Source organism: Streptomyces sp. NPDC127098, assembly GCF_042722465.1.
GTDB lineage: Bacteria > Actinomycetota > Actinomycetes > Streptomycetales > Streptomycetaceae > Streptomyces > Streptomyces millisiae.
Window position 1 is genome coordinate 1 of sequence record NZ_JBHXFJ010000013.1, and the last position, 26013, is coordinate 26013.

The 26013-nt window shown below is 71.6% G+C and carries 23 protein-coding genes and 2 pseudogenes; 15 read left to right on the forward strand and 10 right to left on the reverse strand.

Going from position 1 to position 26013, the window contains the following annotated elements; translation table 11 throughout:
• Positions 1-266: 266 nt before the first annotated feature.
• The 4 genes and pseudogenes from ACFWI8_RS11030 to ACFWI8_RS11045 form a co-directional block, all read right to left on the reverse strand.
• A pseudogene (locus ACFWI8_RS11030) lies at positions 267-663 on the reverse strand (hypothetical protein).
• A gap of 39 nt (positions 664-702) precedes the next feature.
• Positions 703-1016: pseudogene (locus tag ACFWI8_RS11035) on the reverse strand (hypothetical protein).
• Between the two features lie 240 nt (positions 1017-1256).
• Positions 1257-1832 (reverse strand): transcriptional regulator, encoded by a 576-nt coding sequence (locus ACFWI8_RS11040; RefSeq protein WP_387088517.1) that lies wholly within the window; start codon positions 1830-1832, stop codon positions 1257-1259.
• Positions 1832-2839, reverse strand: coding sequence for a hypothetical protein (locus ACFWI8_RS11045; RefSeq protein WP_387088520.1), 1008 nt, complete (start codon positions 2837-2839; stop codon positions 1832-1834). The genes ACFWI8_RS11040 and ACFWI8_RS11045 overlap by 1 nt, the downstream gene beginning before the upstream one ends.
• A 459-nt stretch (positions 2840-3298) precedes the next feature.
• Here ACFWI8_RS11045 and ACFWI8_RS11050 point away from each other — a divergent pair, with 459 nt between their 5' ends.
• The 3 genes from ACFWI8_RS11050 (at position 3299) to ACFWI8_RS11060 (ending at position 6186) form a co-directional block, all read left to right on the forward strand.
• Positions 3299-3517: a substrate-binding domain-containing protein gene (locus ACFWI8_RS11050; protein WP_387088523.1), complete on the forward strand. Its 219-nt coding sequence runs from the start codon at positions 3299-3301 to the stop codon at positions 3515-3517.
• Between the two features lie 330 nt (positions 3518-3847).
• The gene (locus ACFWI8_RS11055) at positions 3848-4798 is read left to right on the forward strand and encodes a phosphotransferase family protein (protein WP_387088526.1); all 951 of its coding nucleotides are present in this window, start codon (positions 3848-3850) and stop codon (positions 4796-4798) included.
• A 5-nt stretch (positions 4799-4803) separates the two neighbouring features.
• Complete coding sequence (locus ACFWI8_RS11060; protein ID WP_387088529.1) at positions 4804-6186, forward strand: MATE family efflux transporter; 1383 nt, start codon at positions 4804-4806, stop codon at positions 6184-6186.
• Positions 6187-6554: 368 nt separating this feature from the next.
• On the opposite strand, the gene ACFWI8_RS11065 is transcribed toward ACFWI8_RS11060, so the two are convergent.
• Positions 6555-6809, reverse strand: coding sequence for a hypothetical protein (locus tag ACFWI8_RS11065; protein WP_387088532.1), 255 nt, complete (start codon positions 6807-6809; stop codon positions 6555-6557).
• A 582-nt stretch (positions 6810-7391) separates the two neighbouring features.
• Complete coding sequence (locus ACFWI8_RS11070) at positions 7392-8279, reverse strand: helix-turn-helix transcriptional regulator (protein ID WP_387088535.1); 888 nt, start codon at positions 8277-8279, stop codon at positions 7392-7394.
• A 191-nt stretch (positions 8280-8470) separates the two neighbouring features.
• On the opposite strand from ACFWI8_RS11070, the gene ACFWI8_RS11075 reads away from it, so the two are divergent.
• The 11 genes from ACFWI8_RS11075 (at position 8471) to ACFWI8_RS11125 (ending at position 19124) form a co-directional block, all read left to right on the forward strand.
• The gene (locus ACFWI8_RS11075) at positions 8471-9487 is read left to right on the forward strand and encodes a zinc-dependent alcohol dehydrogenase family protein (protein ID WP_387088538.1); all 1017 of its coding nucleotides are present in this window, start codon (positions 8471-8473) and stop codon (positions 9485-9487) included.
• A gap of 27 nt (positions 9488-9514) precedes the next feature.
• Positions 9515-9925 carry a cupin domain-containing protein gene (locus tag ACFWI8_RS11080; protein WP_387088540.1) on the forward strand — a complete coding sequence of 137 codons (411 nt, stop codon included), beginning with the start codon at positions 9515-9517 and terminating at the stop codon, positions 9923-9925.
• Between the two features lie 25 nt (positions 9926-9950).
• Complete coding sequence (locus ACFWI8_RS11085) at positions 9951-10286, forward strand: hypothetical protein (protein WP_387088543.1); 336 nt, start codon at positions 9951-9953, stop codon at positions 10284-10286.
• 43 nt (positions 10287-10329) lie between these two features.
• Positions 10330-11097, forward strand: a complete 768-nt coding sequence (locus ACFWI8_RS11090; protein WP_387088546.1) for an SDR family NAD(P)-dependent oxidoreductase — start codon at positions 10330-10332, stop codon at positions 11095-11097.
• 523 nt (positions 11098-11620) lie between these two features.
• Positions 11621-11809, forward strand: a complete 189-nt coding sequence (locus tag ACFWI8_RS11095; protein WP_387088549.1) for a hypothetical protein — start codon at positions 11621-11623, stop codon at positions 11807-11809.
• Positions 11810-11847: 38 nt separating this feature from the next.
• Positions 11848-12960, forward strand: a complete 1113-nt coding sequence (locus ACFWI8_RS11100) for a LacI family DNA-binding transcriptional regulator (protein ID WP_387088552.1) — start codon at positions 11848-11850, stop codon at positions 12958-12960.
• Between the two features lie 240 nt (positions 12961-13200).
• Positions 13201-14463 (forward strand): sugar ABC transporter substrate-binding protein, encoded by a 1263-nt coding sequence (locus ACFWI8_RS11105; RefSeq protein ID WP_387088555.1) that lies wholly within the window; start codon positions 13201-13203, stop codon positions 14461-14463.
• A gap of 4 nt (positions 14464-14467) precedes the next feature.
• Positions 14468-15442: a carbohydrate ABC transporter permease gene (locus ACFWI8_RS11110; protein WP_387088558.1), complete on the forward strand. Its 975-nt coding sequence runs from the start codon at positions 14468-14470 to the stop codon at positions 15440-15442.
• 12 nt (positions 15443-15454) lie between these two features.
• Positions 15455-16312, forward strand: coding sequence for a carbohydrate ABC transporter permease (locus ACFWI8_RS11115; RefSeq protein ID WP_387088561.1), 858 nt, complete (start codon positions 15455-15457; stop codon positions 16310-16312).
• 52 nt (positions 16313-16364) lie between these two features.
• Entirely contained in the window at positions 16365-17564 is a 1200-nt protein-coding gene (locus ACFWI8_RS11120; protein WP_387088564.1) for a glycoside hydrolase family 1 protein, read from the forward strand.
• A gap of 126 nt (positions 17565-17690) precedes the next feature.
• On the forward strand, positions 17691-19124 hold the full coding sequence (locus ACFWI8_RS11125; protein WP_387088567.1) for a glucoamylase family protein: 1434 nt from the start codon (positions 17691-17693) through the stop codon (positions 19122-19124).
• Between the two features lie 230 nt (positions 19125-19354).
• On the opposite strand, the gene ACFWI8_RS11130 is transcribed toward ACFWI8_RS11125, so the two are convergent.
• The gene (locus tag ACFWI8_RS11130) at positions 19355-22438 is read right to left on the reverse strand and encodes a hypothetical protein (protein WP_387088570.1); all 3084 of its coding nucleotides are present in this window, start codon (positions 22436-22438) and stop codon (positions 19355-19357) included.
• 732 nt (positions 22439-23170) lie between these two features.
• On the opposite strand from ACFWI8_RS11130, the gene ACFWI8_RS11135 reads away from it, so the two are divergent.
• Complete coding sequence (locus tag ACFWI8_RS11135; RefSeq protein ID WP_387088572.1) at positions 23171-23356, forward strand: hypothetical protein; 186 nt, start codon at positions 23171-23173, stop codon at positions 23354-23356.
• Here the strand turns inward: ACFWI8_RS11135 and ACFWI8_RS11140 are convergent.
• The 3 genes from ACFWI8_RS11140 to ACFWI8_RS11150 are packed head-to-tail and all read right to left on the reverse strand — an operon-like array spanning position 23326 to position 26011.
• Positions 23326-24639: a beta-ketoacyl-[acyl-carrier-protein] synthase family protein gene (locus ACFWI8_RS11140; protein WP_387088575.1), complete on the reverse strand. Its 1314-nt coding sequence runs from the start codon at positions 24637-24639 to the stop codon at positions 23326-23328. The two genes, ACFWI8_RS11135 and ACFWI8_RS11140, sit on opposite strands and share 31 nt — an antisense overlap.
• Positions 24636-24905 (reverse strand): acyl carrier protein, encoded by a 270-nt coding sequence (locus ACFWI8_RS11145; RefSeq protein WP_387088578.1) that lies wholly within the window; start codon positions 24903-24905, stop codon positions 24636-24638. Before ACFWI8_RS11145 ends, ACFWI8_RS11140 begins: the two co-directional genes overlap by 4 nt.
• Complete coding sequence (locus ACFWI8_RS11150; RefSeq protein WP_387088581.1) at positions 24881-26011, reverse strand: beta-ketoacyl-ACP synthase III; 1131 nt, start codon at positions 26009-26011, stop codon at positions 24881-24883. The genes ACFWI8_RS11145 and ACFWI8_RS11150 overlap by 25 nt, the downstream gene beginning before the upstream one ends.
• Positions 26012-26013: the final 2 nt, after the last annotated feature.

The window sequence follows — 26013 nt, forward strand, 5'->3', positions numbered from 1 at the left end:
GCTTCTTTTGTTTATAAGCCACGGGGGGGCGCCACCCCCCCCCCCCCGGGGGCCCCACCCCCCCGGCCGACGGCGCGGCCCGCCCCGGGGGGGGGGCCGGCCGGCGAGGTGAAGGCGCGAGTGCAGGTTCTCGCTTTCGCTGTCATGCGCCGACGCTGTGACCTGGATGTTCGTCTCCCAGTCTCATAGCATGTCGGCTGGCGGCTGTCTCAGATCGATGTCATTTCCTCAGACTGTCCGGCAGGCTGCACCGCTGCCCAGGGGCGTCACGAACCTGCTTCGGCGCCCATCCGTTCCATCCACTCGCGCACGGTGACTGCTCGCTCGATGCGGCTGACGATGACCTTTTTGGAAGGCCGTGTCCAGGGTCTCCGGGATCTTGTCGAAGGTGTCAGGAAGGACGTCGAGCAGACCCCAGATCTGTTCGCCCGTGTTGACGGTCAGCAGTTGCTGGCACCTCCACTGCAGCGGCATCTCGGGGCGGTGCGCGAGCCGCTGCACGAGCGTCGGGAACAGGTAGTGCGTCGCCTCCACGGCAAGGTGCTCTCGGAGCCAGTCGACCGGGAGCCGCTGACTGAAGCCATGTATGGCGGCCTCTTGGGCCAGGTCCAGGAGCTGAGCGGTATCGACGGCTCGGACGGTGCGGGGAAGGGTCGGGGTCATGCCGCGATGATGCCAACAAGTCTCCACACGGCCGAGCGGTCAGCCGGGCCGGGATGCAATCTGGCCACGGGCAGCCCCCAGACTTCCTCGAACGCCTCGAAGGTGAGTTGTTCGGGGTCGTGGTCTGCCCATTCCGAGACGGGCAGTTCGGCGGTGATCCCGAACCTGCTGTCGTACTCATCGAGGCGGCCGGCGTCGTGGGCCTGCCGCCATTCGTCGAGGGAGGCGGCCGCGATCGGTGTCAGTTCTGGCCCCTGGAGTTCGACCTGCCGGGTGACCCAGCCTTCGGCGTCGACCTCGAAGTAGAACCAGATGTCTTCCTCGTCCCAGTGGCAGCGCACCCACGTGGTCACCAGGCCATGATGCCGGGCCAGATGCGCCGCGGGGCCTTCTCCTGAAGGAAGTCCGGGTCGGTGGCGGCCCCGGCCATCTTGCCGGGGCTGTCGGGGCCATGCCGCCGAGTGCGGCTTCGGCAGCCCACCACGATCGGGTGACGCCCCTGAACTGTGCTTCTCCAGTAGGTGTCAGAAGTGCCATCGTCATGACACGACAACGGAGAAAATGACACAGAAGCAGAGAACCTACAGCCAGAGTCAGATGCCGAAGCCGACGCTGGAGACGTAGGAGTAGGAGTCGTAGTCGGAGCCGATGTCGGTGATGATTTCGTCCCAGACGATGTCGAGCATCTGGCCGTCCTCGTCGATCCAGGCCTGGATGATGTCGTCCCAGATCCGGTGCCCCCGCACCGTCAACCGCCGCACCGGGATGTTCCGCTCGCGGCCGGGTGTGACGTCGCGTTGGTCGACGGGGTGGATCTCGATCCGGGTGCCGCGGTCGGCCAGGCGCCGTTGCCATTCGACGCCGAGGTTCCGGCGGCGCAGGTCCCAGTACGCCGAGTCGATCCGCTGGAGGTTCGCCTTGTTGGGGCGCACCGTCTTCGCGATCCAGGCGTCGATCCTGCGCTGCGGGGCGGTGATGCCGGCGCGGCGCATCGCCTCCATGCCGGCTGGTGAGCGGGTGAGGTAGCGCAGCCGGGCGGAGAGGCCTCGTGTCGATTCGACGGGGGATTTGATGCCGGTGACGTTGCGGTCCATTTCCCGGCCGAGGGCGACCCAGCCGGGGACGCCTCGGGCGCCGTAGAAGCCGAAGTTGGCCCAGCGGCCGGCCATCAGCTATCGCCCCCGGTCCCGATCGTGTACTCGGTCTTGAGCTTCATGTCGGTGAGCTTCCGCCCCTCAGTGAAAACCTGCCGCCAGTCGCCGATGACGTGGAGCTCGTCCGTGCCCAGCATGCGGACAATCGTGAGGCCGGCCTGGTGCGCCTTCCACGCCTTGAGCCAGAGGTTCGCGAACGCCTGGGAGCGGATGATGTGCATCCAGTCCGGCCGCCGCATCTCCCGATTCGCGCTGCTCTCGCCGATGGTGGAGACGAACTTGGCGTACATCGCCTTCACGTATTCGAGGGTGACGCGGTCGCCCTCCTCGATCGCCGCGTCGCGGGCCGCGGCCATCTCCCGACGGAACCGCTCCAGCAACGCCTCCGACGACCCGGACGTCCACGACTCCCGGATCACCGGCGGCGCGCACAGCCCGTACTTCGGGCCCGACAGGCGGATCAGCAGCCGCAGCGTGGGGTCAGTCACCCACAGCGGCCTCGGCTCCTCCCGGTTCCCCAACGGATTCGGGAGGTCCTCATGCGCCCAGGCCGGAGGGTCGATCAGGTACACCCCGGAACGCTTCCGGTCGTAGGTGCCATCACTGGAGTGCCGCGGCGCGCCGATCGGCAGATGCGTCTTCAACGCCGACAAGTAGGCGCCGTTCACGTCCAACGCGGTCACGGTCTGGGCGGGGCCGGATTCAACGGCGCGGTTACGCCACTTCGGGCGGCCCTCCCAGATCAGGTCGGCGCCGTCACGGGAGGGCTTCTTCAGGATCGGAATCGCGTCGGTGTCCACGTAGTTCGTGAAGTCGTAAGTCGATCCGACGCGGGTGGAGTTCAGCAGCGCCATTCCATCCGGGATGGCCCGCTTGATAAGCGCCGCGAGGGCAGCGTCCATGTCGCCGCCGTTGTCCTCCAGCGCCTGCGCGACGTTCCGCGCGATCAGGCCGGAGGTGTCCTGCCGCTCCTTCGGCCGTCCCGGGCTCTGGGTATGCTGCCGGCCAACGGCGGCCGGCACGGCCGGCAGCTCCTGGTCGTCGTTCCCGACCGACGTGGTACTCGAGGCCGGACCGGCCGCCGGGATCGGTGAGTTGGACACCGCCGCCGTCGCGGCGGTGAGCGTGGCGCCCGGGGTACACACCCCGTCCCAGTGCTGCGGCCGACCGCCAGCGCGGTACGGGGTGGGCTGGCCACACAACACACACGGCGCAGCGGGGCCGGTGACCGGCCGCCCCGACCTGTCCCGATCCGTCACCCACGCCACCAGGGCTTCGGCGGCCTGTGGGGCGTTCTCCGGCCCGGGAGCAGGTGCGGTAGACGCGGACACCGACACCGACGCCGACACCGGCGTCGGCGCCGGCGTCGGCGTCGGCGTCGGTTCGGACAGCTGTACAGGCAGCTCAGACCGTTCTGACGGCACCTCGGACCGTGGAGCGGGCGCCGGGTAGCGCCGCGCCAAACCATCCACAAGCCGGCGTTGCGCGGCGACTTCACCCGGGCGACGGGGCGAGTGCTGGCCCAGCGGCTCGTGGCCGACTACCGGAGCGGCCGCGTCCCGTTGCCCGGGGCGCTGGTGTGCGCGAACGACGAGACGGCCCTCGGCCTCCTGGATGTGTTCAACGCCGAGGGAGTCGACGTGCCCAGGGACGTGGCGCTCACCGGCTTCGACGGCATCGAAGGTGGGCGGATCTCCTAGCCGCTCTGACCACGGCCTGGCAACCGACGACGGACCCGGGCGGCTCGCGGTGGACATCCTGCGAGCGTGTCCGGCCGATCCGCGGCTGCCACGGCAGGACCTGCACGTGCCGCTGCGGGACGCGCTGACCCGACCACCCGGCACGGGAACGCTCTCATAGTCGTGGAGTGCCGTCCCGCACTACGGTATGACGCGTCCGGCCACCCGTGGGGAGAGACGCCAGGTGGTGGCCGGGCTGATCCGTGGAGCCCCGCCGCCGAAGGAACGTCTGTGGAAGCCGTGACCGAGAGCATCACCAAGAACCGGCAGTCGCCCCAGACTCTGCGGACGATGATCGAGCGAGCCTACGGAAGCGCCCAGGTGCCTGAGCGCGAGGACTTCGCCGAGGAGATCACGCACGGCTGGTTCAACGTGGCCTATCGGATCCGGCTTCGCGACGGACAGCAGGCGGTGCTGAAGATCGCGCCGCCCGCCGACGTCGCCGTACTGACCCGCGAGCGCGACATGATGCGCAACGAGCTTGCCGCGATGTCGCTGGTCCGCGCGCACACCAAGGTGCCGATACCCCGGGTCGACTACGCCGATATCTCCAGGGAGCTGGTCGACGCGGACTACTTCTTCATGGAGTACGTCGACGCGGTCAACTTCGGTATCGCCACCTCGCAGGGGCGTCTCCCGGACGAGGTCGTCGTCGCCGGCGGACGGCAGCTGGGCGCGCTCAACCGGGAGCTGAACTCGATCGTCGGGCCGCACTTCGGACCGCTGGCCGGGCCGGGCTCGGCAACCTGGCGGGCGGCGTTCAGCCGGATGATCGAGGACACCCTCCTGGACGGTGCGCGGGCCAACGTCGACATCGGCTGGAGCTACGACGAGATCCGCGCTGTGCTCGCCGAGAACGCGCACGTACTCGATGAGGTGACCGAGCCGCGGTTCGTCGAGCTCGATCTGTGGACCAAGAACTCCATGATCAGGGACAGCCGGATCGTCGCCATCCTCGACCACGAGCGGGCCCTCTACGGAGATCCGCTGATGGAGGCCGGTTTCACGGGCATCGACCTGCCGGCGTTCGGGGACCCCACCGACTTCATGCGGGGATACGGGATCGGCGAACTGTCCGCCTCGGAGCGCGTCCGCCGGCGGCTGTACTCCCTCTACCTCGCCGTCATCATGATCGTCGAGACGAAGTACCGCGGCCACCAGGACGCGACGACGTACGAATTCGGCCGCGCACAACTCGACCTGCTGATGCCCCAGTTCGGCTGCGACTCCGTGACCCGCTGATGGGCGTGGGCGAAGAGACCACCACGGCACCCCCCGCCCAGCGCGCCGGGCGGCACGACCACACGGCGGCGCTCGGCACCCGACCGGTCGGGCGGCTGCTGTGGAGCACCAGCGCCCACACCACCATGTCGGTCGCCACCTACGGCATCTACGCCCTGACCAACGCCTGGTTCGTCTCCCGAGGGGTCGGCCCCGACGCGCTGGTGGCCGTGAACGTCGTGGCGCCCGTGCTGCTCATCCTCGGGGCGGTCTCCACCACGGTCGGCGTCGGAGGCGCGTCCATGGTCTCGCGCAGCCTCGGCGCCGGGAACCCGGGCCAGGCCGCGCGGGCCGCCGGCAACACCTTTCTCGTCTACTGGACGACGGCGATCGCCATCACCGTCCTCGGCCTGCTCCTGCTCGACCCGCTCCTCACCCTGCTGGGGGCCAGGGGCGAGGTCCGCGGCCACGCCCACGACTACGCGCTGATCATGCTGGCCGGCGCGATCACCGCCACCGGCTTCTCCAGCCTCGTGCGGGCCGAGGGGCGCCTGCGCTTCTCCACCCTGCTGTGGATGATCCCGGTCCTGTGCCAGATCATGCTCGACCCGCTGCTGATCTTCGGCCTCGGCTGGGGCGTGCGCGGCGCCGCCGTGGGGACGGTCGGCGGCCAGGCCGTCTCCATGGCGATGAGCCTGTGGTTCTTCTTCCTCCAACGCGACCGCCCCTACCGCATCACCTTCGCCGACCTGCGGCCACACGGCCCCACCCTGCGCGAGCTGGTCGCCGTGGGGGCCCCGTCCTTCCTCGCCGGCCTCGGCAACACCCTCATCATGTTCCTCGCCAACAACCGCCTGGCGGCCCTCGGCGACCCGGCGGCCCTCAGCGCATACGCCACCTCCGTCCGCGTCACCACCTTCGTCCTCATGCCCCAGACCGGCATCGCCCAGGGCATGCAACCACTCATCGGCTACAACGCCGGCCGCGGCCTGACCGCGCGCGCCGAACGCACCCGGGTCCTCGCGCTGCGCGCGACCACCCTCTACGGGGCGGTCGCCTGCCTCGGCCTGCTCGCGGCGGCCGACCCGCTCGCCGCCGCCTTCACCGACGCCCCGAACGCGGCGAAGACGACCGCCGAGGTGCTGCGCCTCATCGCGCTCGGCTACCCCTTCGCCGGGGTGACGGCCCTGCTGGCCACCTACTTCCAGGCACGCGGACGGGCGCGTCCCTCGTTCGTGATCTCCGTCGGATCGATCCTCGCCGTCCATGTCCCGCTCCTGCTCGCCCTCAGCCTGCTGGGGACACCGTGGCTCTGGATCAGCTTCCCCGCGGCCGCGCTCCTCTCGGCCGCCGCAGCGATGCTGATCCTCCGCCGCACACACCTGCCCGCCCTCGCGGCCGCACCGTGAACGACAAGACAGCGCGCCCCCCGAACATCGTCCGCCCGTTTCCGAACACTCCAGGGTTATTTACGCCACAACGGCGCCCCACTATGCATGGAGATGTCGTTAACGAGCGGTGTTCACCACGATTCCTTCCGCCGCCGTCGAAGGCATGGGGAAGTCGAGGACGCCCCCCAGCCTCACCGGCTTCCCCTCCCGCCTGATCTACCCCACCGTGACGACCGCCCACCAGGCCCCGGCCACCTCGCAGCGGATCATCGTCGTCCCGGGCAACACCGCCGGCGCCCTGCGCGGCATTCGTCGCGGAGGCCACGCAGCGGCCCGGGAGCTGAACCAGTTCACATGCCGGCGCAGCCGGCCATCCGTACTCCGGCTCACGAGGTGAATGCGATCGACTGCACGTTCATGCCCTGCGAGAAGGTTTCGGTGTTCCCCGCGCTGATGCGCGCCGCCGGATCACCCGAGCAGTCGGGATTGGTGTACAGCTCCGCGGTGTACTGCGAATCGTTGGTGGCGGCCCACGTGGTGAACGGCGTCTGGACGTTCGTGGACTCGCCTGGGCCGACCGGCACCTGCTGGGTATCTCCAGTCAGGTCGCCGCTGTCGAACAGAGTCAGTTCTGTGGCCACGGGGGATTTCCTCCTTCGTATTCGTAGACCGGCACACGCACCGGCAGGACCGGCAGCTGAGCGTGCCGAGTACCCGTGCCGCCGAGGGCGAACCGGATAGGGGTGGCCATGGCGATCCCGGCTGTCGCGCGCCCGACGCGTCGGGCCACCCCCGCCCTGCGCGGGGGCCACGTGGGAGGAGCCCGTCGCTCAGGGGCGGTGTGCTTCGGGGCATCGGGCAGGTCATGAGGGCTCGGATCAGCGATGCCGTGTGCGGTCCGCCGCGTGCGCAGCCGGATCGTCTGCCGCAGGTCGTTGGCCGGGTGATCGCCGACGTACTCGGTCTCGTCTGGTTGCCGGCCACCAGGGCGCGCACCACGCACTTCGCCATGCCTGGACGCCTCGCGCACCTGGTACTCGGCTCCGAGCCAGTCAGCCCGGCGGGCCCGCGGGTCCAGGTCTCGCCGATGTCCAGCGCCACGGATCTGGTCACGCGCACATCACACGGTCGCGGCGGCATGGTCCGGCGTCGCCTGGGGACAGCGAACGGCCGACCGCAATACCCAGAGAGCGGGGAGCCCCGGGCAGCCCGGTCGGTGACGGTCAGTCGGCTCGCTGTTCCGCGCGGAAGCCGGCGCCGCGAGTGGCGGCCCAGGAGGCGAGCAGGCGCAGTCCCTCCTCGGAGGCGGAGCCGGGTTCCGCGGTGTAGATGGTGAGTGTGAGACCGGGTTCGGCGGTCATCTCCAGGCCCTCGTAGGCGAGGGTGAGGTCACCGACGGCGTGGTGGTGGAAGCGTTTGGTGCCGGTGCCGTGGTGGCGGACGTTGTGGGCGCCCCAGCGGGTGCGGAAGGCGTCGCTGCGGGTGGACAGTTCGCCGACGAGGTCGTGCAGGTCCTTGTCGTGCGGGTTGCGGCCGGCCTCGGTGCGCAGGATGGCGACGGCGATGTCCGCGGCCTCGTCCCAGTCGGGGTAGAAGCGGCGCGAGGCGGGGTCGAGGAAGTTGAACCGGGCCAGGTTCGCCTGGTTGTCGGCCGCGGCGTAGACGTCGTCGTAGAAGGCGCGGGCGAGTTGGTTCGTGGCGAGGAGGTCCATGCGGCCGTTGCGCACGAAGGCCGGTCCGGCGGTGACGGCGTCCAGCATCCACTGCAGGCTCCGGTGCGGGGTCCAGGCCCGGGTGGTGCGGCGGCGTGGCCGGGTGAGGGCGTCGGAGCCGTCGGCGGCGTGGGCCAGGTTCAGCAGGTGGGCGCGTTCGGCGTCGTCGAGCTGGAGGGCGCGGGCGACGGCTTCGAGGACGGCTGGGGAGACGCCGGCGAGATTGCCGCGCTCCAGCTTGGCGTAGTACTCCACGCTCACATCGGCCAGTGCGGCGACCTCGCTGCGGCGCAGTCCGGGAACGCGTCGGCGGCTGCCGGAGGGCAGTCCGGCCCGCTCGGGGGTGATCTTCGCGCGCCGCGAGGTGAGGAACTCGCGGACCTCTGCCTGGTTGTCCACGTCTTCGACGGTACGTCCCGCCCGCGGCCATAGGGATGTACTGGCAGTACACCCCTTGATGGTGTCTCGCTACGCGCGCTGGGAGCGGGTTACCTGGGTGACGTGGTGCTTTCCGCCCGCCGCGGTACGACGGGCGTGCACCCCCGGACCTCCGGAACCATCCGCCCCAGCACGCGAAGGAACCCCTACTCATGCGCGGCGCAGTGATCCACGCCCCCGGCGACATCCGCTTCGAGACCCTGGACGGCCCCGAGCTCCTCCACCCGACCGACGCGATCATCCGCACGGCCGTGACCTGCGTGTGCGGCTCCGACCTGTGGCCCTACCGCGGTGCGGAGCCGATCGGCGACCCGCATCCGATGGGCCACGAGTACGTCGGCTTCGTGGAGGAGGTCGGCTCCGAGGTCACCTCGGTCCGGCCGGGCCAGTTCGTCGTCGGCTCCTTCGCCACCTCGGACAACGCCTGTCCGAACTGCAGGAACGGCTTCCAGTCCAACTGCCTGAACCGCGAGTTCATGAGCACCTGCCAGGCCGAGTACGTGCGCATCCCGAACGCCCAGGGAACGCTGGTCGCCACCGACGGGGTGCCGGGCGAGGAGTTCTGGCCCGGTCTGCTGGCCGTCTCCGATGTCATGGGCACCGGGTGGTGGGCCGCCGACGCCGCCGAGGTGAGGCCCGGCTCCACCGCCGTGGTCGTCGGCGACGGCGCGGTCGGCCTGTGTGCCGTGATCGCCGCCAAGGAGATGGGCGCGGAGCGGATCATCGCCATGTCCCGCCACGAACCCCGCCAGAAGCTCGCCGTCGAGTTCGGCGCCACCGACATCGTCACCGAGCGCGGTGACGAGGGCGTGGCCCGGATCAAGGAGCTGACCGGCGGAATCGGCGCCGACAGTGTTCTGGAGTGCGTCGGCACCTCCGAGGCGATGCGGCAGGCCCTGCACTCCGCCCGTCCGGGCGGCAACGTCGGCTTCGTCGGCGTCCCGCACGGGGTCGCCGTCGACGGCCAGGAGTTGTTCTTCTCCCACGTCGGCCTGCGCGGCGGCCCCGCCCCCGTGCGCCGCTACCTGCCCGACCTCATCGACCGCGTCCTTGCCGGTGCCATCGAACCCGGCAAGGTCTTCGACCTCACCCTGCCGCTGGAGCAGGTCGCCGAGGGCTACCAGGCCATGGACGAGCGCCGCGCCATCAAGACCCTCCTCAAGCCCTGACCCGCCCGCGCAAGGAGCAAGCACATCATGCAGATCACCCGCAGCTCGATCGACACCGCCAAGGGACCCGCCGACTGGTTCACCGGCGACGTCTACATCGACGCCGTCGCCGCCGCGCCGGCCCCGTCCCGGGTCACCGCCTCCCTCGTCCACTTCATGCCCGGCGCGCGCACCCACTGGCACCGCCACCCGCTGGGCCAGACCGTCTTCGTCACCGAAGGCATCGGCCTGTGCCAGCGCCGCGGCGGACCCGTCGAGGTCATCCGGCCCGGCGACCGCGTCCTGTTCGAAGCCGACGAGGAGCACTGGCACGGCGCCGCCCCGAACCGGCTGATGGTCCACCTGGCCATCAACGAGGGCGACGACGACCACGCCCTCGTGCACTGGCTGAACCCCGTCACCGACGAGGAGTACACCGCCGCCCCGGCCACCGCCTGACGTGGCGCCGGACCACCGCGCTCCGGTGAGGCGTGGCCCCGGCATACCGGCGGATGCCGTGCCGCTGGTCCTGGTCGCCTTCGGTGCGGGTGCGCTGGGCGGCACCGCGATCGGCGGCAGGTTGAGCGACCGCCGACCGATGGCCACGACGATCCCGGCCGCCGCCACGACCACGCTGGTCCTGCTCGCGCTGATCCCGCTGTCCACGGCTCCGGCAGCCGCCGTCGTCCTGATCTTCCTCATGGCCCTGGCCGTCGCCGCCAGGCGCGGGACGACCCGCGTCATCGCCCACGGCGCTGCCGAAGCGCGGGCCCCGGTGCCGCGGGACGTCGACGAGGCGACGTCGACGCCCCGGCGCTGAGCCAGTCCGCCCATCCCGCACGCCGTCCCACAGGAGGAATCCCATGAACCCCACATACGACTTCGCCGGCCAGGTCGCGTTCGTCACCGGCGCGAGCTCCGGCATGGGCCTGGCTGCCGCCCGTGCCTTCGCCGCCTCGGGTGCCGCCGTCGCCCTCGCCGACATCAACGAGGCCGCGGTGCACGAGGCGGCGAGGAAGCTCACCGACGCGGGCCATCAGGCCCTTGGACTGGTCTGCGACGTCGCCGACGAAGACCAGGTCACGGCCGCCGTCGATCGCACGGTGGAGGACTTCGGACGGCTCGACATGGCCTACAACAACGCCGGGATCATGCACCCGCCCACCGACGCCGCCGACGAGGGTGCCGACCAGTTCGACCGCGTCCAGGCCATCAACCTGCGCGGCATCTGGGCGGCCATGAAGCACGAACTGCGCCACATGCGCACCCAAGGAAGCGGCGCCATCGTCAACTGCTCCAGCCTCGGCGGCCTCGTCGGCAACCCGGGCCGTGCCGCCTACCACGCCTCCAAGCACGGCGTCATCGGCCTGACCAGGAGCGCCGCACTCGAATACGGTGCGCGCGGCGTCCGCATCAACGCCGTCTGCCCCGGCACCATCAGCACCCCCATGGTGGACGCCATGGTCGAGGGCGGGGAACTCGACCGTGGTCAGGCCGAATCCGGCCAGGCCATCGACCGGCTGGGCACCGCCGACGAGATCGCCCAGGCCGTCCTGTGGCTGTGCAGCCCCGGCGCCAGCTACGTCACCGGTATCGCCCTCCCCGTCGACGGCGGCTACACCGCGCAGTGACCGCGGGCAGCCGGCCGCTGTCACCTCAGCCGCGGCACCGGACGGACCTCCGCACAGCCGTCGTGCAGTAGTCGTGTCACCAGCCGTCCGGGGCCTTCGGACAGTGCCAGCCGTGGGGGCCTCGCCGGATCGGGAGGGGTCCCGGACCGGGCCGCGCTATCAAGGACCCACGGGGCGAGGGCGGGCGGCGAGGGGAAAGGGACGGGGCACGTGAGCGCGAGGGACGGCGCCCGGTGGCGGTCGCCGTGGTGGTCGGGGTGTGCGCCGTCCTGGCGAGCCTGCTGACGGCGTGAGCACGGTCGCGCTGCTGGGGTGCTGGCCGGTGGCGTTGATCGTGCTCGGCGGGTGTTCATCAAGGCGCACGGGTGGTGGCCGCTGTGGGGCACGCTGCTCACCGTGGTTCAGCTGACGGTGCCGTCGCCTTCGTCGTCGCGGGTCGCAGGTCTACCACGCGCATGAGGGCGAACGGGCCGAAGCCATCGTCGCCGAGACCGCGCCCGCGTACTGGGACGAGGAGTCGGACGTGCGGCGGGGGACCCGTTACCACCTCATCGACTACGCGGCCGAACAGGACCTCGGCCGGATGGAGCGTGGCCCGCGCGAGCGGGCCAGCGAGGAAGGTGAACGCATCGAGGTCTCCATGGACCGACGCGGCCCGGTGGATCCCGTCGCCGCCGCCAGGGGCCGCCTCGTCGCCGGGCACTCGATCTAAGCGCATAACATGGCGCAGGGCTGAGGAAAGGCGGGAGCGTGGCGAAGGCTGCGACGGTGTACGACGTGGCGCAACGGGCAGGCGTGTCCATCGCGACCGTGTCGATGACCTTCCGTCGTCCCCACAAGGTGAAGGAAGAGACCCGGAGGCTGGTCCTGGCCGCCGCCGAGGCGTTGAACTACGTGCCGAGCGCGAGTGCGCGCGGGCTGGCGCACGGGCGTACCGGGGCGCTCGGCCTGTACTCGTTCGACTACTTCTTCCCGGAGTCGTTCGACGAGCCCGCCGCGGTGGAGCCGATCCGTCAGGGGCGGACGGGGCAGGCGGTCTCCGTGGTCCGGGACGACCGGGACGAGGACCACCGGCTGTACCCGCTGTACACCGACGAGGTGCAGCGGGGTGTCGAGCTCGCCTGCTGGCGCCGCGGCTACGCCCTGCTGATGGGTGGCGGCAGCCAGGTCGACAGCGCCGCGGCGGTCACCGACATCGTCGGACGTGTCGACGGCCTCACGGTGTTCCCTCGCACCGTTCCCGACGACGTGCTGGAGCGGATCTCGCAGCGGATACCGGTGGTAGCGCTCTCCGAAGAGCCCCAGCATCAGGGCCTGAGCATCGTCTCAGCCGACAACCGCGGCGGGATGCGCGCGCTCACGGAGCACCTGGTCACCGAGCACGGTCTGCGTGACCTGCGCTTTTTCGGCGAGACGAGCATCTTCGACTTCGAGGAGCGGTTCGCCGGGTTCCAGGCGGCGCTGCGGGCGGCCGGGATCCGGGGGCCGCGCCCGGCGCCGGCCCGACTGGCGGCCGAGCGGAAGGACCCGGACGGCCTCGTCGCGCGGCTGCTGGCGGACGGTGGCCTGCCCGAGGCGTTCGTGTGCGTCACCGACCTGGACGCGATCAGGCTGATGACGGCGCTGGCCGAACGCGGGGTGCGGGTACCGGAGCAGGTGGTCGTGACGGGCTTCGACGGGGTCATGGCGGGTCGGGTCGTGCGGCCGACGCTGACGACGGTGCGCCAGCCGATGCAGGCGATGGGAAGCACCGCGGTGGACATCCTCGTGAGCCGGATCAGCAGCCCCGAGGAGCCACCGATCGTGCGCCGCCTACCGGTGCAGGTCGTGCTGCGCGAGAGCTGCGGCTGCGCGCGGCCCTGAGGTCTCGCCACTCGAAGCGGTAGCCGCCCCGGCGGGCCCTCCCACCCGCCCGCTCAGCCGGTCGGGGACCGCCGGGTCGGGACTCATGCCCGTGATGTCGCCGGTACTTGCTCTTTACAGTCCTGCTTCTAAGCGCTTAGAGTCCCGTCCACGCTCCGAATCTAAGCGCTTAGATCGACCTTGGATCGGACGTTCCGCGCTGCCCGGTCGGGTGGCGGTTTCCACGAGAGGAGCAGCGAGGTGCGGAGACGGGCTTTCGTCGCGGCCATGTGCGGGTCCATCCCGGTGGTGCTCGCCGGGTGCGGGCGCGGCGGCACCGACTCGCCGGCGTCCGCCGGCACGGTGCCGTCGGGTCGGGTCACCGGAACGGTCCGGGTGTGGGCGCAGGGCACCGAGGCCGAGCTCCTGCCGGAGTTGGCCAGGGGCTTCGAGGAGGAGAATCCCGGGGCGCGGGTGGAGGTCACCGCCGTGCCCTGGGAGAGCGCGCACGACAAGTACCAGACCGCGATCGCCGGCGGCACGGTGCCGGACATCGGGATGATGGGCACGACCTGGATGCCCGACTTCGCCGGGGCCTTCCAGCCGGTGCCGGAAGGACTCGACACCGGTGACATCTTCGCCGACGTGAAGGGGCCGACGGTGGTGGACGGGGCCACGGTGGGTGTGCCGTGGTACGTGGACGTGCGGGTCATCTACTACCGCACGGACCTGGCCGCGGAGGCCGGCTACCCGAGGCCACCGGAGACCTGGGAGGACTTTCGCGAGCTGACCCGGGCGATGCAGACGCGCGCCGGCGCGGACTGGGGCATCGCGTTGCTTCCGCGGGGCACCGACTCCTTCCAGGGCGCGCTGCCGTGGATCTGGTCGGCCGGGGCGTCGCTGATGAACGGCGACGGCACCGCGTGGACGTTGGACACCCCGCGGATGGTCGAGGCGTTGGAGTACTACCAGAGCTTCTTCACGGACGGGATCGCCGACCCGAACATGTCCACCGAGGCCGGCACGGCGGAGTCCGCGTTCGTCGACGGGCGCACGCCGGTGCTCATCGCCGGCGGCTACGAGATGAGCCTGCTCAGGGAGGCCGGTGGCGACGACTTCGACAGTTCGTACGGCGTCATGACGTTTCCGAGGAACGAGAGCGGCACCTCGTTCGTCGGCGGCTCCGACCTGGTCGTCTTCCGCGACTCCGAGAACAGCGACGCGGCCTGGAAGCTGGTGGAGTACCTGATCCGGCCGGACGTGCAGGCGGAGTGGTACGAGCTCACGGGTGACCTGCCCGCGTCGCAGTCGGCCTGGGACGACTCGAGGCTGAGCGGGGACCCGAAGCTCGAGGTGTTCCGGGACCAGTTGAACGACGTCATGTCGCCCCCGGCCAACACGGCCTGGACGCAGGTCGGCGCCGCCGGTGACACGCAGCTGGAGCGCATCGTCCGGGGCGCGGATCCCGCCGAGGCGCTGGGCGAGTTGCAGAGCGCCGCCGAGTCGATAGGAACCGGGAACTGATCGGATGGCTCACAGCACCACCCTTCGTCCTCGGGCCGCCGGTGAGCGCGGCGCCGGTCGGGGCCCGGGCAGGCGGGGCGGCCGGCGCGGGGGCCGTGCCTCAGCCGCGCGACGACGGCAGGGTCTGGCCGCGTGGTTGTTCGCGCTGCCGTTCATGCTGGTCTTCGGCGTCTTCATGCTCGTGCCGCTCGTCTCCTCCCTCCTGATGTCGTTCACCGACTTCCGGGGCACGGACGCGCAGACCCCGTTCGCGGTGAACTTCGTCGGCCTCGACCAGTACGCGGAGTTGTTCGGGGACGCGCAGTTCCGGAAGTCGCTGCTGAACACCGGGTATGTCGTCGTGGTGGGCATCCCGCTGACCATGGCGGTCGCCCTCGCGCTGGCCGTGGCCCTCAACAGCGGCATCACCCGGTTCCGCACGGTGTTCCGGACGGGTTTCTACACCCCCGTGGTGACCAGCATCGTCGCCGTGGCCGTGGTGTGGCGCTTCGTCCTGCAACCCGACGGGCTGCTCAACACCATGCTCGGCTGGGTCGGTATCAGCGGGCCAGACTGGCTGCACAGCACCACCTGGGCGTTGCCGTCGCTGATCGTCATGACCGCGTGGCGGAACATGGGCACGCTGATGGTGATCTTTCTCGCCGGCCTGCAGAACGTCCCCCCGGAGCTCCACGAGGCGGCCGTCGTGGACGGCGCGGGTCCCTGGCAGCGCTTTCGCCTGATCACCCTGCCGCTGCTGCGCCCGACCCTGCTGCTGGGCGCCGTACTGCTGTCGGTCGCCTACATGCAGTTCTTCGAGGAGTCGTTCGTCATGACGCAGGGCGGTCCACTGGATTCCACGTTGTCGGTGAGCTACTTCACCTACAACCAGTTCGGCTTCGGCGAGTACGGGTACGCCGCCGCCGCCAGCTATGTGCTGTTCACCGTGGTCGCCGCGCTCAGCGTGATCCAGTTCCGTCTGCTGCGGTCCAGGGACTGAGGCGGCCCGACGATGCGAAACGACACTCCCCCTCGTCCCACCGCGGCGGCGGCCTCACGACGCTTCCGGGCGCTGACCTACCTCGTGCTCGCCCTGGCGCTGGCCGCGACGCTGCTGCCGTTCGTCTGGATGCTGCTGTCGTCCTTCAAGACCCAGGGCGAGTTGCTGCGCGACCCGGGCGGCTGGCTTCCGCGGTCGCCGACGGTGAGCAACTACACCGCTTGGCTCGGCGAGTTGAACATCGGCCGTTATTTCCTGAACAGCCTTCTCGTCGCGGTCGTCACCGTGCTGGGCAATCTGGTGTTCTGCTCGATGGTGGGTTACGCGCTGGCCAAGCTGGACTTCGCCGGCAAGCGCCTGCTGTTCGCCATGGTGATGATCATGCTCATGGTGCCTGGCGTGGTCACGTTCGTGCCGCTGTTCGTCATGGTGGCCAAGCTGCAGTTGGTCGACACCTATCCGGCCCTGATCCTGCCGTATCTGGCCACGCCGCTCGGGGTGTTCCTCATGCGCCAGTTCATGCTGGGCATCCCGGACTCGCTCCTGGAAGCGGCGCGGATCGACGGCGCCGGGCAGGTGCGTACCTTCGCCAGGATCGTGCTGCCGCTGTGCGGACCGCCCCTGGCGACCCTCACGATCCTCACCGCCCTCAGTTCGTGGAACAACTTCCTGTGGCCGCTGGTGGCGGCCCAGAGCGAGGACAAGTACACCCTGCCGGTCGCCCTGGCGCTGTACTCGCAGGGGCAGAACGCCACCGACTACGGTCTGCTGCTCGCCGGCGCGGTCCTCGTCATCGCTCCCGTGGTGGCCCTGTTCATGTTCCTGCAGCGCTTCTTCGTCCAGGGCGTCGCCACCGTCGGCATCAGGTGACCGACCTCCCCCTTCGACCCCTCACTCCCCTCCCCGGACCAAGGACCCATCCATGTCTTCGAGCCAACTGCCCCTGCCCGCCCACTTCCTGTGGGGTGCCGCCACCGCCGCTCACCAGATCGAGGGCAACAACACCAACAGCGACTGGTGGCAGAAGGAGCACAGCGGCACCCCCCAGATCGCGGAGCCGAGCCTGGACGCCTGCGACAGCTACCACCGGTGGCGCGAGGACATGGACCTGCTCGTGGAACTCGGCTTCACGGACTACCGGTTCAGCGTCGAGTGGGCCCGCGTCGAGCCGGCCCCCGGCCACTTCTCACCGGCCGAACTCGCCCACTACCGCCGCATGGTCGACGGCGCCATCGAGCGCGGGCTGCGTCCCATGGTCACGCTCCATCACTTCACCGTGCCCCGCTGGTTCGCGGAGCGCGGCGGGTGGACCGCCGACGGTGCCGTCGACCTCTTCGCCCGCTACGTGGCCGCGACCGCGCCGGTCATCGGCAGCGGCGTCCGCCATGTGTGCACGATCAATGAGCCCAACATGATCGCCGTCATGGCGGGGGCGGCGAAGGCCGGCGACATCGGCTGGGGCCCGGTGGGCACGCCGGCTCCGGACGGGGCGACCACCGAGGCCGTCATCGCCGCCCACCGCGCCGCCGTCCGCGCGGTGAAGGACATCGACGCCGACATCCAGGTCGGCTGGACCGTCGCCAACCAGAACTACCAGGCCCTGCCGGGCGCCGAGGACGTGACCGCGGCATACCGGTACCCTCGCGAGGACGTGTTCCTGGAGGCGGCCCGCGGCGACGACTTCCTCGGCGTCCAGGCGTACACCCGCACCAGGGTCGGCCCCGAAGGACCGATCCCCACCCCCGAGGACGCCGAGCGCACCCTCACCGACTGGGAGTACTACCCGCCCGCCATCGGCCCCGCGCTGCGGCACTCCGCGGATGTCGTGGGCGAAGTCCCCCTCATCGTCACGGAGAACGGCATCGCCACCGACGACGACACCCGCCGGATCGACTACTACACGGGCGCCCTGTCCGAGGTCGCCGCCGCCATCGAGGACGGCCTCGACATCCGGGGCTACTACGCGTGGAGCGCCCTGGACAACTACGAGTGGGGCTCCTACGAGCCCACCTTCGGCCTCATCGCGGTCGACCCGGTCACCTTCGAGCGCACCCCCAAGCCATCCGCCGCCTGGCTCGGCGGCATCGGCCGCACCCGGGAACTCCCGCGCGTGGCCTCCTGACGCCCCGGCATCCCACCCCAGCACCCCGGGGCCGGTGCACCCGAAGAGCCGCCGGCCCCCGGGGACCAGCGCACCACACGCACGGCACCGCCCCCTCCGATCGGCCCTCATCGAGGAGTGAGCCCCATGAACCGTCGTCGTCTGCTCACGGCCGCCGCGACCGCGGCAGCCGCCGTCTGTGCCGCGGCCCCCACCGCCTCGGCGACCGCCCTTAGCGGGCCCCGCCCCCGCGCCGCCTCCAGCTCCGGCTCCCCCACACTCAGCACCGTGTTCGCGGCCACCTACCGGTCCATCGAGGCCATGACCACGGACCTCGGCCTCACCGCGGACAAGATCGACGTGAGCCGCCCCGGCACCCCCGTGCCCTCCCGCCAGACCTCCCCGACCAACATCGGGTGCAGCCTGTGGTCCACGGTGGCCGCGGCCGGTCTCGGCGTGATCTCCCCCGCCACCATGCGCGACCGTCTCGCCCGCACCCTCGCGGCCGTGGAGAGGTTGGAACGCGCCCACGGGTTCTGGTTCAACTGGTACGACGCCCACGACGGTTCGCTCCTGACGAGCTGGCCGGAGACCGGTGCGCCGATCCGCCCGTTCCTGTCCAGCGTGGACAACGCCTGGCTGGTCACCGGGCTGATGATCGCCGCCGACGCCGACAGCACGCTGCGCCCGCGCGTCGCGGCCCTGCTCGACGACGCCGACTGGTCGTACTACTACACGCCGTACGACCCGGCCGACCCGGTCGCGGGCCCCGGCCAGCTGCGGGGCGGCTTCTGGCCCGACGGGCCGGGCAAGGGCGAACCCACAGGGCACCACTACGGCGCCCTCAACACCGAGCCCCGCATGGCCAGTTACCTCGGCATCGCGGACGGCAGCCTGCCCGGCGCGCACTACTGGCACATGTTCCGCACGCTGCTGCCCGGCATGGGCCAGGAACAGGAGCCCGAGGGAAGGTACGTCACGGTGGACGGCGTACGCGTGTGGCAGGGCCACTACACCCACCGGGGCCGTGCCCTCGTCCCCACCTGGGGCGGGTCGATGTTCGAGGCCCTGATGGTGCCGCTGTTCGTCCCTGAGGCCGAATGGTCGCCCCGCTCGTGGGGCACCAACCACCGGCGCCACGTCCGCAGCCAGATCGAGCACGGTCTGATCGAGGAGGAGTACGGCTACTGGGGGTTCTCCCCCGCCAACATCCCGGAGGGCGGTTACCGCGAGTACGGCGTCGACGCGATCGGCATGCAGGAGGACGGCTACCACTCCCTCGGGGTGGTCACCCCTCACGCCTCCTTCCTCGCCCTCCCCTACGCCGAACCGGAGGCCCTGGCCAACCTCGGGGCCCTGGCCCGGGACTTCGGCGCCTACGACGACCGCTACGGCTTCCGCGACTCGGTCAACGTCGCCACGGGCCGCGTCAGCGACTTCGTCCTCGCCCTCGACCAGGGCATGATCGCCGCCGCGTTGGCCCAGCGACTCCGACCGGGTCTCCTGCAACGCCCCTTCCGCACCGGCGGCTTCGGCTCCCGGGTGCGTCCGCTGCTGGGCAGGGAACGCTTCAGCATCTGAGCGAGCCCGGCCCCTCGGCACCAGGACTGGCGGCTACGCCCCGCGGTCCCTGGTGACCAGCCGCCGCGCAGTGGGGAGACCGCGACAGGTCGGGAACGGTCGAGTACAGCCCGCCCGCATCGACCGGGTCCGCCAGGTCCTGGAAACGGCTACCCGGCGCGGAGGGCCAGAGCCAGCGAGGCGACCTGCTCCGGTGACACCGCGTGCCTCGACCAGCGGCCGGTCCCCGGCTACCCGTGGAGTTCCTGGCGGATATCGGCGACGAGGCCGTCAACCGTGGCGAGGCTGGATTGGTACCCGGCGGGGTCGTCGGCCGCGAAGCGCCGGAGGAGCGTCGCGGACTCCTCCGCGGCGGACAGGGCCTCGGCCGGGCGGAGCCGACGCAGATTCAGGGCGACGAGGTAGAGGGCCTCGGCGACACCCTGGCTCCGGTAGGAGTAGGCGGGGTACTCGCGGGACAGAGCGCGCCAGAGGATTGCGGCCTCTCGCGCCGCGGTGGCCGCTTCCTCGGCGTGGCCGGTGTCCGTCAGCTTGTCCGCGAGGCGGTGCAGGGCGAGGGCGAGTTGGTCGCGGTGTTCGGCCCCACCGTCCCTGGCGGCGCAGCGCCGCCGGGTTCGGACCGATTCCCGGCCGGCGTCCACGGCTTCCTGCCGCCGTCCCAGCAGCCACTGCGCCTCGGACAGGATCTTCGTCGTGACGGAGAGGCCGAGTTCGTGCGCGGCGGGGTCGTCCCGCGCGAGGCGGCGATAGGTCTCGGCGATCCGCCCCAGCACGCGCACGGCCCGGGGCCGGGCCATGCGGTGGTAGGGATCGTCGTCCTCGTCGGGACCGAGGTCGGCGAGGTCGGCGGTCATGGTGGTGAGCACGCCGCCCAGGGCCGCGTCGAGAGGTCTCGTTCCCTCGGCCCGTAGTTCCCCGGCCGCTTCGTCCAGGTGGGCCAGGGCCTCCTCCCACCGTCCGTTTCTCGCCAGGAGGATGCTCGCCGTGACCAGCACGCCGTGGACGTCGGACCGTCCCAGGAAGTCGTCCCCCGCGTACGAGATCTCGTCCGACGTTCTGAGGAGGTGGATGACCGCGCGATGCACGGCGAGTGCGTCCTCGAGGTGCGCGGTCGGATCGAGCATGCCCTCGAGGCCCACCAGGGCTCTCAGCAGCCCGGGCCCGCGACCGGCGGTGTCGCCGTAGGCCAGGCGGCTCAGCACCTGTACGGCCATGCTCCGCCCGGTCGTCGCCCCGGTGGCCCGCTCCTGCAGCCACACGAAGCTGAGCGTCTGGGCCATGATCTCGTACCAGGGGTCCCTGCCCTGATCCGCTCGTGGTCGTCGTCCGCTGAGCTCCGCGGCCTCGCTGAGCGCGTCGACGGCTTCCTCGGCCCGCTCCAGCCTCAGCAGCACCGACCCCCGGATGGACAGCATGAAGACCAGGTGCTCCAGGTGGGTCTCCGGGTCCTCGCGGACCATCCGGCGAGCGCTGCCGACCGCCTCGTCGGCCAGCGCCCTTGCCTGCTCGGCGTCTGCTCCGGTGAAGGCCACGGCAGAGGCCGCCAGCACATAGGGCAGCTGGTCGGCCCATTCGTCGGGGGCCTCGTCCGCCAGGCGGCGAACCATGTCGACCGCCTCCCGCGCCGCGGCCACCGCCAGGTCGGACGGTCCCAGCCGCGGCACGAGGAAGGCCGCCGCGGTCAGCGTCGCGGCCAGGCGGTGCTGGTACTCGGCGGGGTTCTCCGCCGCCAGCCGGCGGAAGGTCTCGATGGCGTCCCGGATCGCCGCGGCCGCCTGTTCGAGTCGTGCGGCGTCGGCCGAGAGGTTCTCGAAGGGCTTCCGCGCCCAGGGTTCCAGATCCGCGAAGACCAGCGCCTGGGCCAGTTCGAACGACGACTCAGCGAAGCGGGCTTCGAAGTCCCGGGGGGTCGAGGCGGCGAGTCCACGATAGAGCCGCACGGCCTCCGCCAACGCCGGGGCGGCCTTCCCTGCCCGGCTCGCCTGGTCGAGTCGCTGCCCCAACTCGCGGTGGATCCGGGCGCGTTCGGCCGTGTCGACCGCTGCCGACAGGCGGCGCGGGGCGAGGCGCTCGGCGAGGTCGGCCGCGGCCGCGGCGAGCTCGTCGCTCGCGCCGAGGTCCTCCGGCAGGCGCGCGTCGAGGTTTTCCAGCGTGGCGAGCACATGGGGCCAGCGGTGGCTGGCGGCGGTGAGGAAGGTGAGAGCCCGGGGGGTATAGGACGGCAGTCCGTCGTCGCCCTCTTCGGAGCCGACGGACTCGGCTGCGGGAAGCAGGAGTTCGGGGATCCCGGCGGCCCAGGGATCGGCGGCGTGGTCGGCGAGGTGGTGGCCCGGCAGGGAGAGCGCCAGGAAGTCCTCGGCGAGACGGTCGGGGTGGAGAGGTTCCAGGACGGTGCTGGAGGCGCCGGGTGGGTAGCAGTACGCGTGGTCGGTGAGCAGGCGGTCCGCGTCGGCACCGAGTCCTGCCGTCCCGAGCACCCTCTTCGCTTCCGGGTAAGGGAGCGGTCCGGTGAGCGCCGCGACGAAGGCGGCGCGGGAGAGCTCCGCCGTGGTGGTGCCGAGCGCCCCGGTCTCGTGCAGCGTGTGCCAGTGGCGGCGTTCCCGGTCCAGCAGATAGGCGGTCAGGCCGGTCAGGTCCGGCCCCGTGGCCGCGGTGCCGGCATGGGCGTGGCGGTCCACGGCCACCAGGGCGGCCATGTGGACCGCGAGCGTCAACCCGAAGTCCGGCTCGCTCAGTTCGTCGGGCGGTTCGACAAGGTAGGCGGGTATCCCGTACAGGGCGGCGAAGGCGTCGCGTGCGGCGCGGAACATGTCGTGGCGCTCGCTGTCGCCGATCCGGCGGCCGGTGTCGGCCAGGGGCGGTAAGGCGCGTGTCGAGGCGTCGGCCTGGAGGTCGGCGAGCGAGGCGCGTACGGCGGGCCAGGGGTCTCGGCTGCGGGCCAGCAGCAGCACTCGCGCCTGGTCGGTGGCCCGGTGCAGGAGCGTGTTGCTGAGCAGCCAGGTCAGGTGGGCAGCCGGCCACCGGTCGGCATAGTCGACGATCAGGAGTGCGCCGGCGCTGGAGTCGGTGCGCAGGTCCTGGCTCCCGGGGGGCGGGTGGGTGACGCCGAGGCCACGCGCGGCCGTTGCGACGGTCCAGCCGGCGGCCTCCGACTCCTTCGCGAACTGCGCGGCCAGTCGGCTCTTGCCCTGACCGCCGGGAGCGTGCAGCCACTGGACCGCCAACCGTGGACCGTGATCGCGCCAGCGGCGCAGGTCGGCGAGTTCGTTCTGGCGCCCGCTGAAGTCGACGACCGCGAACCGCGCGTTCAGCATGCGGCTGGGCAGGTCCAGTAGCCAGGACGGACTCGGCCGGGCTTCGGGGCGCCATCGCTGAAGGACGTACAGTGGCGCGCCGTCACCGAAGACGTGGATGTCCGCGCCGATACAGCCGTAGGCGAAGCCGTTGACCGCATGAACGGTCTGCTGCTGGGCGGGGCTCAACGCCTGTCGCCGGTGGGAAGCTGCCGTCGGATCATGTCCACGAGTGTTCGCAAGCCGGCCTCCACTTCGGGCTGGTCGTGCCTCAGGGCCTCAAGGGCCTCCCGCCAGCTGACGATCCGCCATCAAGCCCCCTGCGGCCCGCACGAGTTGGCGCAGCGCCGTCCCGGTGAAGAGGATATCGCCGACTCCCTGCCGGCGGACCCGACGGCGCAAAGCAGATGCCAGCACCGGGTCGCCAACGGCCGACACCCGACCTGGTCGATCGGGGGAAGGGGGCGGCCTGGGGCCCTCATGGCCGCGATCGTTCCCGGGGTGGGACGCGGATCATCGGGGTGTACCGGACGGTGTCCCGGGGTTCGCCGACGGGGGAACCCTCGGCGTAGGTGGCGGCCCGGGCGCTGCGGCGGGCGGCGTTCAGGAAGGGCCGGATCCGGCGGAACCCGTCGTCGCCTCCGGCGTCTTCGTCTGGCTCGCTTCTTCGGCTTCGGCTGGTACGGCCGGTGGGTCGCCTACGTCACCGAATCCGCCCCACCTGGCAGGACCGGCTTCGCCCTGGGGCTGGCCATGTCCGTCAACCAGATCGCGATCGTCGCGGTGCCGCCCCTGCTCGGCCTCCTGGTGGATCTCACCGGCGGCTTCACCCTCGCCTGGGCATTGCTGTCCCCGCTGACCGCCGTCGCCCTGGCGGTCACGGCGATCGCCGAAAGGAGTTCAACCCCTCACAGCCCGTCGGGTGACGGGGTCGGGTGACGGCTTCGGGCGGGCCGGCTCCGTCCCCGGCTCGGGGCGGCGGAGCCCGGGGCGAAGGCGAGCACCGCGTTGTGGCCTCCGAAGCCGCACGAGTTGCTGACCGCCAGCCCGACACGTTGGGTTCGCGCGACGTCGTCGACGACATCGATGTCCGCGGTGTCGGCGTCGGGCCGGTGGAAGTTGGCGGTGGGGGGCACGATGCCCCGCTGCACGGTCAGGACGGTGAGGGCGGCCTCGATGGCGCCGGCCGCGCCCATGGTGTGGCCGGTGACGCCCTTGGCCGCGGTCACCGACGGGCCGGCGGGGAAGAGGTCGCGCAGGACGGCCGCCTCGGTGCGGTCGTTGAGCCGGGTGCCGGTGCCGTGCGCGTTGACGTGGTCCACGTCCGCCGGGGCGGCGCCGGCGCCGGCGAGTGCCTGCCGCATGGCGTCCCGCAGCCAGCGACCGTCCGGGCGCGGAGCCACGGCGTGGTGGGCGTCGGTCGACGAGCCGTGCCCCACGAGCAGCGCGCGGGCAGAGACCCGCCGGGCGGCGGCGTCGACGGCTCGTTCGAGCACCAGCACGCCGGCGCCCTCCGCGAGGACGAAACCGTCCCGTGCGGCGTCGAACGGGCGGGAGGCGCCGGCGGGGTCGTCGGAGCGCCGGGACAGGGCCCCCGCCTGGGCGAAGCCGGCCACGCACAGCGGGGTGACCATGGCGTCGCTGCCGCCCGCCACGACGATGTCGCAGGCGCCACGCTCCAGGAGGCCGGCGGCCGTGATGATCGCGCTCGCCCCGGACGCGCACGCGGTGGCCGTGTGCAGGGCGGGGCCGTGCGCGCCCAGCTCGATCGCGAGCTGGCCGGCGGCCATGTTCGGCAGGAACGAGGGCAGGGTGAGGGGGGAGACCGTGTGGTGGCCGGTGGTCAGGAGCTTGCGGTGCTGCTCCTCGTAGGTGGCGACGCCGCCGGCCGCCGAGGCGAGGACCACGGCGACCCGCGCGCCGTCCCACGTCCGCGGGTCGAGCGCGGCGTCCCGGATCGCTTCCCGCGCCGCCGCGACGGCGAACTGCGTGAAGCGGTCATGCCGCGAGGGGCGCGTGCCGCCGACGTGTCGCCGCGGATCGAAGCCGTGGACCCGGCAGGAGACGGTGATCGGCGCGCCGGCCAGCGTGGGGTCCTCGGCGGCGGTGGGCAGTCCCGAGCAGACGCGGCGCCAGGTCTCCTCGACGCCGACCCCGGCCGGTGTCACCAGGCCGACGCCGCTGACCGCCACTACCGGCCCGGCGGTGTGGGCGTCGCTCATTCCGCGCCGTCCCGCGCCGTGGGCCGCCGGGCGTCGTCCAACAGGTCGCGCGTGCGTGTGACGACGTCCCGCACCGTCGACTCGCCGGTGAAGGCGTCCTCCGGGACCTCGACGCCCCAGTGCTCCTGGAGTGTGACGGCGAGTTCGGTGGCGCTGAGGGAGTCGAGGCCCAGTTCGGTGAGCGTCGCTTCCGGGCGGACGTCGCCGGGGGCGACCTCGAACTTGTTCGTGAGGACGGTGGTCAGGTGGTCGTGGACGGGATCCATGAGGGGTCCTTTCGCAGGTGGCGTTCGGGTCGGGAGTGGTGGTGAGGCACGGCGGCGGGCGGGCTGGGGGGTGCGGTGCGCGGGGTGGCCGCCGGCCAGCCGAGGGCGACGGTGCCCCAGGTCAACCCGCCGCCGAAGGCCGTCAGCAGGGTGCGCGTGCCGGGGCGCACGAGGCCGCGGGCGGCGGTGTCGGCCAGCGCCAGCGGTACCGAGGCCGCCGCTGTGTTGCCCACGTCCTGGATGTTGCCGAACCGGTGGCGCGGCGCGATGCCGAGCCGCTCTCCGACCGCGTCCAGGATGCGCTGGTTCGCCTGGTGGCCGATGAAGGCGCCGACCGACGAGGAGGGCCAGCCGACCTGGCGCAGCACGGTGCGTGACGACCGTGTCATCTGGCGGACCGCGAGGGCGTAGACCTCTCGGCCACGCATCCGCAGGTACCGGCGGTCGGGCGCCGGTGACGCCGTGGCGGCCGGCGCGCGGGAACCGCCGGCGGCGATGGAGATCAGGTCGCCGCCCGATCCGTCGGCGCCGAGGTCGGTGGCGAGCACCGCGCCCGGTTCAGTGGCTTGCCCGCCGCGCAGGAGCACCGCTCCGGCGCCGTCGCCGAAGAGGATGGCGGTGTTCCGGTCCCGGGGGTCGACGATGGTCGAGTACGTCTCGGCGCCGATGACGAGGGGGCGGGCGCACGTCCCGGCCCGGACCAGACCGGTGGCGACGGAGAGGGCGTACACGAAGCCCGAACAGACGGCGGCCAGGTCGAAGGCGGGGACGGTGCCCAGGCCGAGGCGGTGGGCCACCTCGGGGGCGGTGGCCGGGCAACGGCGGTCCGGTGTCGTGGTGGCCACGAGCACCAGGTCGGGGGGCGCTCCGGCGGCCGACTCCATCGCGGCTCGCCCGGCCGCCGTGGCGAGGTCGCCGGTGGAGACGCCGGTGCCGACCCGGTGGCGGCGCGCGATGCCGGTGCGGGCGCGGATCCACTCGTCGGTGACGTTCAGGTTCCCCTCGTGCACCACGTCGTCGTTGCTCAGCACGTCGGGGGGCAGGGAGGCACCGATGCCGCACACGGTGGCGGTGCCGGGGAGTCGGCCGGTCGGGGTGGTCGGCACCT